Origin of the sequence: Alteribacillus sp. JSM 102045 (assembly GCF_041949975.1) — a bacterium.
Taxonomy (GTDB): domain Bacteria; phylum Bacillota; class Bacilli; order Bacillales; family Marinococcaceae; genus Alteribacillus.
On the sequence record NZ_JBHFQG010000039.1, the window covers coordinates 21,900 to 33,382 of the forward strand.

15 protein-coding genes are annotated in these 11,483 nt (G+C 36.7%); 6 read left to right on the plus strand and 9 right to left on the minus strand.

The genetic code is table 11. The features are described 5' to 3' along the window. The first annotated feature begins 130 nt into the window (after positions 1-130). From ACE1TI_RS18515 to ACE1TI_RS18525, 3 genes are all read left to right on the plus strand, one after another. Positions 131-478 (plus strand): PadR family transcriptional regulator, encoded by a 348-nt coding sequence (locus ACE1TI_RS18515; protein ID WP_375009025.1) that lies wholly within the window; start codon positions 131-133, stop codon positions 476-478. Continuing rightward, entirely contained in the window at positions 465-707 is a 243-nt protein-coding gene (locus tag ACE1TI_RS18520) for an HAAS signaling domain-containing protein (protein ID WP_375009026.1), read from the plus strand. Before ACE1TI_RS18515 ends, ACE1TI_RS18520 begins: the two co-directional genes overlap by 14 nt. Positions 708-829: 122 nt before the next feature. Further along, complete coding sequence (locus ACE1TI_RS18525; RefSeq protein ID WP_375009027.1) at positions 830-1,192, plus strand: hypothetical protein; 363 nt, start codon at positions 830-832, stop codon at positions 1,190-1,192. A 295-nt stretch (positions 1,193-1,487) separates the two neighbouring features. Here ACE1TI_RS18525 and ACE1TI_RS18530 read toward each other — a convergent pair whose 3' ends face one another. Next, a complete protein-coding gene (locus ACE1TI_RS18530; protein WP_375009028.1) occupies positions 1,488-2,069 on the minus strand; it encodes a DUF7010 family protein in 582 nt (193 codons plus the stop codon). A 383-nt stretch (positions 2,070-2,452) separates the two neighbouring features. Between ACE1TI_RS18530 and ACE1TI_RS18535 the strand changes: the two genes are divergently transcribed. Next, complete coding sequence (locus ACE1TI_RS18535; RefSeq protein WP_375009029.1) at positions 2,453-2,641, plus strand: H-type small acid-soluble spore protein; 189 nt, start codon at positions 2,453-2,455, stop codon at positions 2,639-2,641. A gap of 166 nt (positions 2,642-2,807) precedes the next feature. Here the strand turns inward: ACE1TI_RS18535 and ggt are convergent, their stop codons facing one another. Beyond that, positions 2,808-4,466 carry a gamma-glutamyltransferase gene (gene ggt, locus ACE1TI_RS18540; protein ID WP_375009030.1) on the minus strand — a complete coding sequence of 553 codons (1,659 nt, stop codon included), beginning with the start codon at positions 4,464-4,466 and terminating at the stop codon, positions 2,808-2,810. 527 nt (positions 4,467-4,993) lie between these two features. Here ggt and ACE1TI_RS18545 point away from each other — a divergent pair. Both ACE1TI_RS18545 and ACE1TI_RS18550 read left to right on the plus strand, forming a co-directional pair. Then, entirely contained in the window at positions 4,994-5,299 is a 306-nt protein-coding gene (locus ACE1TI_RS18545; protein WP_375009031.1) for a PadR family transcriptional regulator, read from the plus strand. Positions 5,300-5,466: 167 nt separating this feature from the next. Continuing rightward, positions 5,467-6,666: a chromate transporter gene (locus ACE1TI_RS18550; RefSeq protein WP_375009032.1), complete on the plus strand. Its 1,200-nt coding sequence runs from the start codon at positions 5,467-5,469 to the stop codon at positions 6,664-6,666. Between the two features lie 283 nt (positions 6,667-6,949). On the opposite strand, the gene ACE1TI_RS18555 is transcribed toward ACE1TI_RS18550, so the two are convergent. The 7 genes from ACE1TI_RS18555 to ACE1TI_RS18585 form a co-directional block, all read right to left on the minus strand. After that, positions 6,950-7,459 carry a GNAT family N-acetyltransferase gene (locus ACE1TI_RS18555; RefSeq protein WP_375009033.1) on the minus strand — a complete coding sequence of 170 codons (510 nt, stop codon included), beginning with the start codon at positions 7,457-7,459 and terminating at the stop codon, positions 6,950-6,952. A 122-nt stretch (positions 7,460-7,581) separates the two neighbouring features. Beyond that, positions 7,582-8,061: a GNAT family N-acetyltransferase gene (locus tag ACE1TI_RS18560; protein WP_375009039.1), complete on the minus strand. Its 480-nt coding sequence runs from the start codon at positions 8,059-8,061 to the stop codon at positions 7,582-7,584. A gap of 254 nt (positions 8,062-8,315) precedes the next feature. Beyond that, entirely contained in the window at positions 8,316-8,504 is a 189-nt protein-coding gene (locus ACE1TI_RS18565; RefSeq protein WP_375009034.1) for a hypothetical protein, read from the minus strand. Beyond that, positions 8,495-8,980, minus strand: coding sequence for a PstS family phosphate ABC transporter substrate-binding protein (locus ACE1TI_RS18570; protein ID WP_375009035.1), 486 nt, complete (start codon positions 8,978-8,980; stop codon positions 8,495-8,497). The genes ACE1TI_RS18565 and ACE1TI_RS18570 overlap by 10 nt, the downstream gene beginning before the upstream one ends. Positions 8,981-8,996: 16 nt before the next feature. Then, positions 8,997-9,398, minus strand: a complete 402-nt coding sequence (locus ACE1TI_RS18575) for a hypothetical protein (protein WP_375009036.1) — start codon at positions 9,396-9,398, stop codon at positions 8,997-8,999. A gap of 341 nt (positions 9,399-9,739) precedes the next feature. Then, complete coding sequence (locus ACE1TI_RS18580) at positions 9,740-10,633, minus strand: cupin domain-containing protein (RefSeq protein WP_375009037.1); 894 nt, start codon at positions 10,631-10,633, stop codon at positions 9,740-9,742. A 247-nt stretch (positions 10,634-10,880) separates the two neighbouring features. Continuing rightward, a complete protein-coding gene (locus ACE1TI_RS18585; protein ID WP_375009038.1) occupies positions 10,881-11,297 on the minus strand; it encodes a hypothetical protein in 417 nt (138 codons plus the stop codon). Between the last annotated feature and the right edge of the window lie 186 nt (positions 11,298-11,483).

Sequence of the window (11,483 nt, forward strand, 5' to 3'; positions counted from 1 at the left end):
TTGAAATTTACTCAATTTATTATTTCATCTTACAATAATCCGGTAGATAGATTTAATTGTTATACAATGCACATTGTTATGTATTTTATAATAATGTATGATATACAGTATAAAGAAAAGAGGTGAATTAATGGGGGATATATTACATTCACTCACCACCGAATTGCGGCGAGGATCTCTAACCTTAGCGGTTTTGAGTCAACTGAAAAGTCCGCAGTATGGGTACTCCCTTGTCCAGCGATTGGAAGATCACGGACTAAAAATTGATCAAAGCACCCTTTATCCCTTGTTACGTCGTTTAGAAAAACAGAAGGTGGTAACAAGCAGCTGGGACACCTCAGAAAGCCGGCCACGTAAGTATTATGTGCTTAGTCTATATGGCGAAGAAATTTTTCACGAGCTAAAAATCCAATGGGAAAAGACGACTCAAGAACTCAATGTTTTATTGAAAGGAGAAGAAAATAATGAAGATGATTAATAAATATATCCATGAGGTCACACGTCGTCTGCCCCCAAAAATCCAAGATGACATTGCGCTTGGATTAGAGTCAACGATCGTAGATATGCTGCCAGAGGATTATACAGAAGAGGATGTGAAAGAGGTGCTTTCAAGGTTTGGTGACCCGGCTGCACTTGCCAGGCAGTACCGCGAGCGGCCTTCATCCTTATTTGGGCAGCAAGTGTACGACTTTTTTTGGCGTCGTTAAAAGTAGTAGGGTTTGTGTTATTAGTCAATGCACTCATTATGGCAGTTACAGGTATAATGGTGATTTATACTGGGAAGCTGAACTCTTTACCATGCTAACGACGATTAGTGGAGAGATAATCGGTGCCGTTCTTGATATCACGGCCCATGTATTATTCCTGGTGCATGCTTGTTTTTGTATTGCTCGAACGGTTGGGCGAAAATTATTCCGGAGTATCAGGAAAGTCTTGGACTCCTAATGATTTACGACATGTCGTATCTATACCAAGGAAAAAATTTATATCCAAGGCTTCCATTTTTATGAGTATCATTTGGACAGTTATTGCTGCTGTTGTTTACTTTACTGCAGCCGGTATTATCGGCATTCTTAAGACACCAATCTTCAAAGAAGACGTTTTGCTTTCCTATCTGCCTTTTGTTATTTTTTTGATTATCCTAAAGGGCGGGCTGGTCGTTTATAAGTGGATAAAAGCTCAATGGAGTTGAATACTTGCAAGTTTTAATGCTTTCTTTAACCTAAGCTTTGTCGTTTTTCTTATCATTGCCGCAAGTCTACGAAATTTGTTTGAACCGTCATTCATTACCAGCTTTTCAGAACGATTACATTTATCCATGAGCCAATTGGAAACATTCTCCTATACGATACTATGGATTATTGTTTTAACAGTCACAGCAACAGTTGTTTACGATTCCATCATAGGTTTTCGGAAAGCAAAGATTAGAAATGAAAATAAATAAAGAACCTGCTTCCAAAGATTTTCACGATGGCAGTCAGGTACCTTTACCTATCAATACTAAGGTTCTCTGCTTCCTTAGCAGTAACATGGACTTTTTTCTTGTAGTCTATATAAAGCAAAATGTTTAATATTAGAAGAATGACGGCCATAGTAAAAGGAAGAAGCCACAAGCTTTCACCAGCGAATGCGAGGCCAAAGAACAACATTAAAATAGAAATAACAGGTGCTGTAAAAAAATAGGGTTTTGCATGATAAAGCCAGCCATATGGGAAAAAGTGTGCTCCAGTTATAATGGCAAAAAATAAAACCATGTTCTCGGGATCCGTGAGAAAAGCCCATAATATTATAGGAAAATACATGAATTGTGCCAGGTTTAAGTATAATCCTAATCTACTTAACGGATTGTCTTTGTTTTTCCAATCAGCTTTTATTACTTTCGAAATAATGATTGCCAATGGGAAGGTTAAGCCTGTTGCAATAAACAAGTAGATATTTTTCTCCCGGATTCCTAATGGCTGAAAAAAAATTACTGTTATTACTGTCCAAACAATCATGCCAGCTATTAAAAACCCTATACCATTTTTGCTTTTTATAGCTAGGTCGTTTTTTACTTCCATCAAATTCATACCTTATCCCCCCCATTTCTATAAAGGAAACCATCTCTTCTTTCATTAAATAAAATAGAAGCTTGTTTTAAGTAGTATTTTACCGCAATTCCTTCACTAGTGAATTTAATAACGCTTTATAACCCCGTTAGCGAAATTCTCACTCCTCTATGGATAATATTTCTGCCATAAGCAGCTGGTTCATAACTTGCAACAATTTCTTTTGAATTTTATTTACATTATATAAATAATCACATAGTTTTATGTTGCCCGGATAAACGCCGTGTATAAGGAAGTGGTGTTTGTACAAAGGACAGCTATATCTACTGAGATTTAAGAGAAATGCATATTAATGGGGGCTCAGGCGAAAATTATAACTACAAATTTAAAGGAGGGCATTACGTATGAATAAAGAACGTGCTAAAGAAATCTTCCATGCACCCGAGATGATCGAAGTGACACACGATGAAAGACCCATTTATATTGACGAAGTTATAGAAAGAAATGAAACCGCTCGTATTCATCCCATTGATCAGCCTAATATTATTCAAGAAGTGCCATTGTATGAATTGAAAGAGTCAAAAGACGACTAAATGTAATCATTCTTCTTCTGTACCTCTGTCAAGAAAGTGTACACCTAAATAGCGGAACGAATGTCCGTGTGACAAACGAAACAAATAAAAAGGAGGCGCTGGTTATGTGACAGCTCCTCCAATACTTATTAAAATTTTACTTCGCTTACGTATCTCTTCTACTCCTTTACCGAATACTCCATTCCCCATTTCGTCTTGGTTCGGCGCCGCCGTAAACTTTATCCTCCTTATAATCCACGATAAGACTTTGTACACTGCCAAAATATTCAGGAGTTTGTCTTTCGTTAAGAGAATAGCCACGTTCTTCAAGTTCTTTTTTTGTTTTCTCTGGAAATCTTTCTTCTAAATATATTTCTTTTTCGTCAAGGTTTTTATGGATACGGTTTTCGTCTATTGCTTGCTGGATAGGCATGTCAAAGAGCAGATGCCGGCTTAACACTTGTGTTAACACGGGAGTAATGCGTCTCCCTCCCGCCATTCCGATACCGATAACAGGTTTTTCGTCTTTGGTGAGAATAGTCGGTGAAATGTAACTATAAGGACGTTTACCCGGTTCGTATTCATTTGGCGAGTCATCGCTTCGTGTGAAATTATCTAATTGGTTATTTAGAAAAAAACCATTCGTGTATAGCCCAGAACCAAAGTAATCACTAATAGTATTCGTGACGGAAACCATCATTCCGTTTTGGTCTACCACCACAAAATGAGTCGTATTTCCATCCTTATCCTTTTCCCCTTTTGTTACATTTTCTTCATCAAGTTCATCCGATGAAACGTCGCCAGCAAGTTCTTTTGTATATTCTTCACTAATTAATTTGTTTGTAGGTACATCAACGAATGCTGGATCACCAATATTATCATAACGGTTCGCATACGTTTTATCATTGATTTCTCCTGCACTTTCAATAAAATCGGCTTGGTTCTCGGTTTTATTTTCAAGATTTAAATGTTCCGCTACCTGCAAGGACTGCACAAGCATGACCCCTCCAGCTGGAGGAGGCGGGGCGAGAACATTAAAATCTTTAAAATTCCCTTTAATGGGCTCTGTTTTATTAACCTCATATTCTCGTAAATCGTCTTTACTAATCTCTGTTTTTTCTTCCAGATTCTCTGCAATCTCGCCTTGATAAAATGCTTCAGGACCTTTCTTACTTATTTCTGTCATCGTTTCTGCTAGTTCCTGCTGTTTGAGTTTAGCTCCTTCTTTTATTGTTTTACCATTTGGAAAGAATTTCTCGATATTATCTCCCTGAACCTTGTAGCCGGCATCGCTTAAACGTAAGTGAAGGTTATTCGAAACGTTCACACCGTTTTTGGCTTGAGAAATGGCCGGCTTCATTAAATTTTCCATAGACTCCGTGCCATAATCTTTGTGAACTTCATCCATTCCCTTTACAAAACCAGGAATGCCAACCTTGGAATCTGGCATCGATTCTTCACTAGGCGCTGTCTCTCGGTAATCATACACGACAGGCTCCTTCGAAGAACCTTCCGGCGGATGAATAAGCATCAAACCGCCACCGCCAATCCCCGAAGCTGAGGGCTCTGTAACAGCTAAAGAATAGGAAATAGCAATAGCCGCATCAACGGCATTGCCTCCTCTTTTTAAAACATCCATCCCTACTTTTGTAGATTCTGGGTTATCTGTCGTAACACCAATTCCAACATTTTCTCTTTCGTTCTCTATACCTTCGGTTGCGTTTTCCTTAAGATATGATGGCGTTTCATAACCAGACGGGGTAACCAGGAAGGACTTCACACTTAGTAAAACAACTGCCGCAGATAACAAGATAAGTACTCGGGCACTGTCTTTCAATTTCCCCATTTTCTCCACATCCTTTTAACATGACAACAACAAGAATAACTAACCTTAGATCCATTCACTTCATGTTGTATTGTCTTGGTTTACGATTTTTTCTAGAAGGTTAATTAATTGATTTTATTTTTTCTCTTTTTCCCAATCAATCCATCACTTCATTTCTGCATTTCTTTGGTTCTTTATATTGCCGCCAACACCTGCGCTTACGTTGTTGTTTTGTTCTTGGTCCAGAACTTGGTTTTTTTCTGTCTGGCAAAGGTAGAAGCACCGTGTATATTTACGAGTAAACCATACCACTTAATCATGGATTATAAAAGTCAAGTTCAGGATAGTTAATAAAATTTTTAAACCTTGCTTGTCTGAAGCGTTTTCAATTTACTCTCTATTTTCGCTTAGATTCTATAAGCGGAGTTCAGCTTAGTAATTAAAATATTAAAGTATTGGGCTTCACGATTAAATGTGTTATTCTCTTATTATCAGTTATCAATATCGGATTTCTATATCGGTTTCCGTTACGGAAAGGAGCGGTTCATTTGGAGGATAGAATTCTGCGAAAACTTTTCTTAGGGTTTATACAAATACATATTCTCCATCATGCGAAAGAATATCCCGTCTATGGAGCATGGATGAATGAAGAGCTGAAAGAACACGGGTATGAAATTAGTGCTGGAACCTTATATCCCATCCTTCACAACATGGAATCAGACGGCCTTTTACAAAAAGAAGAAAGAAATGTGGAAGGAAAAATCAGAAAATATTATTCAGCAACGAGTAAGGGAGAAGAGATTTTAGAGCAAGCTCGGGCTCAAGCTTATGAATTATTCAAAGAAATTAAATAGAAAAGTACAAGCGCCCTTTTTTAAATGATGTTCGGCTAAGTTCGTCACGTCCTGTGACAGCGTCGAACTTACCCACTTCGTGTGGGCCACCGAAAGGCTAGACGCTGAAGGTAGACATCAAAATCGCAAAAATTTATACATTATTACCTTATAAAAAAGGTGGGTGAATGATGAGCGAAAAGAAAGAAAATAAACTGAAAACACTCTTAGAAATCTTAATAGTTTCAACAAGACTTGGACTGGCATCATTTGGCGGACCCATTGCACATTTAGGATACTTTCATGAAGAGTACATCCGCAGACGCAAGTGGATGGATGAAAAAAGCTATGCTGACCTCGTGGCTCTATGTCAATTCCTTCCAGGTCCTGCAAGCAGCCAGGTGGGTATAGGAATAGGTGTGATGCGTGGGGGGATATTAGGAGGTATTACTTCTTTTATCGGATTTACGCTTCCCTCCGTTATTGCATTGATTATTTTTGCTTCCTTTCTTCATACGTTTAGTGTGGAAGATGCGGGCTGGATAAGCGGCTTAAAAATCGTAGCGGTAGTCGTTGTAGCCCATGCTATTTTTGGGATGGCTAAAAAATTAACTCCCGATACGCAGCGACGGACGATTGCTTTATTTACGTTAGTCGCCACTTTACTTTGGCAAACGCCTTATACACATATTGGTGTTATCTTACTAGCAGGTTTTATCGGCTATATCCTTTATAGACAGCAAACAATTGAAGAAGACGAATCACTGGCTTACCGTTTTCCTATTTCACGTCGAGTTGGATATTTGTGTTTAATTTTATTTTTTGGGATTTTAATTTTTCTTCCTATTCTAAGAAACATTACATCATATGAGTGGATTGCCTTATTTGATAGTTTTTACCGCTCAGGTTCTCTTGTTTTTGGCGGAGGGCATGTCGTTTTACCGTTGTTGGAACGAGAATTTGTTCCTTCAGGGTGGTTAAGGGAAGAGGAATTTCTTGCGGGATACGGTGTAGCTCAGGCCGTTCCAGGACCGTTATTTACATTTGCTGCTTATATTGGAGCCGTTATTAATGGTTGGCAAGGCGGATTGTTCGCAACAGTGGCGATCTTTTTCCCTGCATTTCTTCTTATTTTAGGGACCCTGCCGTTTTGGGACTCTTTACGTACGAATCCTAAAATAAAAGGGGCGTTAATGGGAATAAATGCTTCTGTGGTAGGTATCTTAATCTCTGCATTTTATGACCCCATCTGGTCCAGTTCCATCTTTGAACCCATCGATTTTGCCCTTGCAGCCATACTGTTCAGCATGCTCGTATTTTGGAAATTGCCGCCTTGGGTGGTCGTTTTAACCGGAGCTATTGGCGGATGGTTAATCTCCTTTATTTAAAAATATATGAGAAAATATTAGTAATTCAAAAAGCCGATTCACTCCTTTACTGAAGGAAAATCGGCTTCTTTTGTTAATATTATTCAATGTATTATTCCACTGGGTAGTCCAAGGTAATGTAATCAACTCAGCACGGTCCATGTTAAAATGGTCTTCAACACAGCATAATATTCATCTTCTCTTAGATCTTCCCACATCAATATCTCCAACAAGAGAATTTCAGATAGTAGCTATTTACATAATACAAACGTTAATAAAGATTATATGTACTCTTACTTCAATCTTATGTGAAACCTTTAACCTCTGAATATATATAGTGGTTCTTATTAAATAGAAAAGCTTCTTTTTCTTTCGTAAAACCTATCTTTTCTGCAACTTTAATAGATGGTATATTTTTTGGATCTATAATACTTATCAGTTTATTTACATTCAACAGGTCGAACCCATAATCCTTACACGCTTTGGCTGCCTCCGAAGCAAAACCTTTGGACCAATATTTCTTATTGATGTGATAACCAATTTCCACTTCTTTACCGCCATCCATATTTTGTTTAACAAGGCCACAATCACCTATGCATTCGTTGGAATCTTTTAAACATACAGCCCATAATCCATAACCGTCCTTCTGGTATCTTACTTGATTTCGTTTTATCCAATTTTGCGTTTGCTGCTTGCTAAAGGGAGCTGAATAATATTTCATCGTTTCTGAGTCAGAAAAAATATCATGAAGTGGGGTCATATCCTCTTCCGTGAACTTTTTTAAATAAAGCCTTTGAGTTTCTAAAATAATCATAATCCTTCCCCCAGAGTTTCAAATGCATTTTATTTCTAAAAGTGATGGAACGAATAAGCTATGACTTTTAACTAACATTTCTCTAAAGTTTTGTCTTCTAACCGCCGCGATAATTATCTCACCTACTTTAATCTTCCCATTATAAGAACATCTTGAAATTCGCCTTTATGAAAATGGGCTTTTCTTAAACAGCCTTCTATTTCAAAACCCCATTTTTTATAAAGATGTATAGCCTTTTGATTATTTGAGATAACATCTAATTCAAGTCTAATTAAACCAAGATAGTTATCTGCCAGGTCAATCAGTACTCTTAACAACTGACCTCCAATGCCTCTATCCTGGTATGTATCATGGATAGCTAAAGCAATATCGCCATTATATCGTAATTTACCTGTTCCCCCTTCAAGACTCCCAATCCCCACGATATAATCGTTATATTCAGCCACCATCACATGGTGATCGGCACTCAAATTTTCTAAATATTGCTTTGTAAACTCTAATCTTTCAGATGGCATACTCATTGTATTTAACGTCACGGATGGCTGACGCCTAATTTCATTTATTGCCTGAGCATCTTCTGTTTTTACTGGACGAATTATCACTTGGTTCAAAAATATGTCTCTCCTTATTTTCTTCAGGAATTAACTTACAGTGATTTTTACTGTATCTCGTCTCTTTCCTATTGATTAAGCGTGGAACACCATTATAATGAACCATCATATACATTTTCTATTCATCATGATTAGACTAAATATACGAAATTTCACTTCTTTCATTTAGTTAAATACATTTTATTCCATTTATACCCCTGTTAACTCAAATATTTTTTTCACATTATCATTCCTCACTAAGTGATTTATTCTGCAATCGGCACATATCCTGTTTTTTCTATTAATGACTGGCCTTGTTCAGAAAGAATCCATTCCATAAACGAATCAATGTGTGGATGGTCACTTCTATTTGTAAGGGCATAAAATTCATTTGTTAATGGATATTGATCTTGTTGAATGGACTCTACATCCGGTTGTACGTCATTCACTTCCAAAAGTTTAATTCCATGATTTTCAACCATTTCGGTTGCAAAATATCGATAGGAAAAGCCAATAGCATGCGGTGATTGCGGTAATTTGAAGCTTTTTCTATTACCCCTCCCATGCCGCTGACACGTTGGTCAGTGGGCGGGTCTATAATCGTTTTACCATCCATCATTTTCTGCAGCCCAGTCTGGCTTCCACTGCCTTCCGGTCGTTGAAAAGCAAGGATTTCTTGGTCGCGTCCTCCTACTTCCTTCCAATTCGTAATCTCTCCAGAATAAATGTTCTGAAGTTCTTCTAGAGTTAAACTATACAACAGGATTACTTTCATTACAAAAAAGACGAATGCTTCTTTTCCGATTGGTATTTGGTCTATATCCGGTCCGAGCTTTGACTCTTGTTCTTCAGAAGGTGCGGCAGCAAAAATTATATCTACATTTAGATCGGCCAAGCGGTCATAAGCACGATTGGTTTTTGAAACAACCACTTCACTACGACCAAGATTATTTATGAGGATAGCTGTCTTCTGGATAAACGGCACGTACGAAGGCAGAGTAAACCGGATATAAAGCAGTAGCACCGTCTAATGTTGGCGGATTATCCATCATTTGAAAATCGGAGCGTTCTTTCAATTGAGCGATTTTGGTTTCTTCCTGATATGGTTCATATGCCGTTAAATCTACTTCGGCATTTTCTATTTCTATATGGTTCATATAAGCTTCATATCCACCATAACCTGCTAAAGGCACAACAAATAAGAGAAGAGATATAAGAATGCTAATGCCTTTTGATAAATGTCTGAACACTCCAGATATTAATAAATTTCCTATAATTAATATAACTCCTGCTATGATACCAACATATATGTAGCCGTTCTGAGAAGGGGCTAATAACGAAAAAACCAACGCTATAACTTATAAATCCAAAGCTAATAGTAAATGCAATCATACCAAAATCCGTTTTGCCACGATCTAACAATCCTTCCTATAGTAAGCAAAGAAGCTGTATGAACAAACTCCTTTATTTTTTCGTTTTGTTCATTTGTTTTTCTTAGCATAAAATAGTATCACTAAATTCCTCCAACTTCTTCTTATTTTCTTATTTTCTAATCACTACATACCAATTATTTTAAATTAAAAAGAGTAACACAATACTTTATCCCGTTAAAAAAGACGCTTTCCTTTCATTGGATAAGCGTCCGATTGTTGAAAACAGGTCTTTTGAGAAATTTATATAAGGGATGATTTTAGTGATTTTCTTCAGCTGCCATTGCATCTGCTTTTGTTTCATGAACAGTGCCGAATGGATGCTCAGGCGGCGCATAGATCGAATAAAGCTTAATTGGTTTATCTCCGGTATTGGTTATATTGTGCCATTTACCAGCAGGTACCATTATTGCATAATCATCATAAACGTCTTCTTCAAAATCTAATTGATCCTCCCTATCACCCATTTGAACTGTTCCTTGCCCCTCTTCAATACGTAAGAATTGATCAACATTGGGGTGAATTTCTAGACCGATGTCTTCTCCAACATCGATACTCATCAATGTTACTTGTAAATGGTTTCCTGTCCATAAGGCGGTACGAAACGTGTTGTTTTGCTTCGTCGCTTCCTCAATATTCACAACAAATGGTTCTGTTCCATAGTCTTTTAATTCGATGCCGCCTTGCTGATTAGACGATAAAGAATCAAATCGTTGAGCATGCTCTACTTCGTCATTACAAGCCCTCAAAAATACGTCTTGAAATGGTGTATGTTGAGTAAGTAAATAACCATTACGATATTCTTCATAATTTTTTAATTCTGTTTCATATGCCTTTTGTAATCCCTCTTCATACGTATTAAATGTAACTTTTTCGATCTCGTACACAGGCTGTGTTCCCGTAAGCTTGATATATAGATCCGTAAATTGTTCCAAATGAATTTTTTCATCTTCTAAAGTATGAAGAAGGTCATTTTTATGATTTTGATTAGGGGCAGAATCCGCTATCCGGCTATAAAAATCAATGGAACCAGCCTTTCTTTTTATTCCAGCAAGTATTGCTTCAAGTACGTGTTGATTGTTTCTTGACGTAAAATCCGGTTTATACACTGGGGTGATTACGTAATAAGGATACGGGTACATATTATAATACATCTTGCTCATCCCCTTCACAGTTTATATAAAATTAACTTATGCACTATGTTTAGGAAATGTACTCCGTTTGATGGTATATGAATTAAAGAAACCTGCCATTATTTCAAAAGTCTCTTTTATTTAAATTGTACATAACGAAAAACGCTAAAATAATTATGAACAGAATTAATAAAATAGAAAAGACGAAATCTAATATCCATTATGGGTAACCTCCTTTTTAGTGGAAGCAGCACTATCTCTTTGGTTTTCAGCTATTATTTTCAAATGCACGAACAAATAAAATTCCTGCAAGAATGTTAAGAATGACTTGAACTTCATTAACAAATATAAAATTTAACAAGAAAAAGTTGTTAGGTAACAGTAAAAGCCAATAGGGTACAGGAATAAAAATTATTAAAAGTAAAAGGATCACAAAACTGATATGTAACCAATTAACTGAAAGTTTCTTAGAAAACACCTTTATTAATCTTTTCGTTTCAATCAACATCCCAAAAATAAAATACAACATGCTCAAAATAATAGAATAAATTAATATCCATTTGACATTATAAAAATCAAGCATTTGTTCATATTTTGGAATAATTAGTGCTATAAGCATTAAGGTGATAATGCCACTAATAATAACTGTTAATAATTTTGTTCTTTTCAATAAAATACCTTTCATAATGCACTCCGTTATCAAAAGAAGATAGTGTAAGATAGTTTGTGTAAGTTCCTTGAGACAAAAAAGAGGTAGGGTATCCTCAGAATTAACGACCAAATCAACTCGAGAGGAGATGCCCTACCTATGTCTACTAGTATAGGACAAAATAATCTAGAAAATCAATTAGATCAAATGGTCCGCGAATTC

What these genes read in the sequence shown, in the direction of transcription:
- ACE1TI_RS18530 (WP_375009028.1), bottom strand. Translation starts at nt 2,069, where the DNA reads ATGAATTTGATGGAAGTAAAAAACGACCTAGCTATAAAAAGCAAAAAT.
- ACE1TI_RS18535 (WP_375009029.1), top strand. Translation starts at nt 2,453, where the DNA reads ATGAATAAAGAACGTGCTAAAGAAATCTTCCATGCACCCGAGATGATC.
- ACE1TI_RS18550 (WP_375009032.1), top strand. Translation starts at nt 5,467, where the DNA reads ATGATGAGCGAAAAGAAAGAAAATAAACTGAAAACACTCTTAGAAATC.
- ggt (WP_375009030.1), bottom strand. Translation starts at nt 4,466, where the DNA reads ATGGGGAAATTGAAAGACAGTGCCCGAGTACTTATCTTGTTATCTGCG.
- ACE1TI_RS18515 (WP_375009025.1), top strand. Translation starts at nt 131, where the DNA reads ATGGGGGATATATTACATTCACTCACCACCGAATTGCGGCGAGGATCT.
- ACE1TI_RS18555 (WP_375009033.1), bottom strand. Translation starts at nt 7,459, where the DNA reads ATGATTATTTTAGAAACTCAAAGGCTTTATTTAAAAAAGTTCACGGAA.
- ACE1TI_RS18585 (WP_375009038.1), bottom strand. Translation starts at nt 11,297, where the DNA reads ATGAAAGGTATTTTATTGAAAAGAACAAAATTATTAACAGTTATTATT.
- ACE1TI_RS18580 (WP_375009037.1), bottom strand. Translation starts at nt 10,633, where the DNA reads ATGTATTATAATATGTACCCGTATCCTTATTACGTAATCACCCCAGTG.
- ACE1TI_RS18520 (WP_375009026.1), top strand. Translation starts at nt 465, where the DNA reads ATGAAGATGATTAATAAATATATCCATGAGGTCACACGTCGTCTGCCC.